The organism is Mesorhizobium sp. M3A.F.Ca.ET.175.01.1.1 (assembly GCF_004791945.1).
Classification (GTDB): Bacteria; Pseudomonadota; Alphaproteobacteria; order Rhizobiales; family Rhizobiaceae; genus Mesorhizobium.
In genome coordinates this window covers 1-402 of sequence record NZ_SRTP01000102.1, presented here as the reverse complement: position 1 = coordinate 402, position 402 = coordinate 1, and the positions used below count along the sequence as shown (strand labels likewise).

Sequence of the window (402 nt, the reverse complement as noted above, 5' to 3'; positions counted from 1 at the left end):
GCCAGGATGGTCGACGCCGTGCTCGCGCTGCCGGCATGGGCCGACGTCACCCGTTTCGACATCATGCCGACATGGCCGACTTCGCCGAGCGGCACCAAGTAAGGAAACCGGAATGAAAGACCTTTCCGTTCTGATCGTCGGCGGCGGCGCCGGCCTCGGCGCCCTTCTCGCCAAGATGGCCGTCGACGCTGGCGCGGCAAAGATCGGCAACATCGACATCAATAAGGAAGCCGCCGAGGCGGCGCTCGGTCCGGCGAAGGCCAAAGGCCTGCCGACAGCGGCTGCCGCATGCGACATCCAGGTAGGCGCGCAATGCCACGCCGCCTTCGATGCCATCGTGGCCGAGCTTGAGCGCGTCGACTCGCTGATCAATTGCGCCGCCATCTATCCGCGCCGTCCGCT

General features: G+C 66.4%; 1 protein-coding gene. It reads left to right on the top strand.

What is annotated here, in order from left to right:
* Positions 1–112: 112 nt before the first annotated feature.
* Positions 113–402, top strand: a 290-nt coding sequence (locus tag EN818_RS30930; RefSeq protein ID WP_135906621.1) for an SDR family NAD(P)-dependent oxidoreductase, incomplete at its 3' end; no start/stop codon positions are given.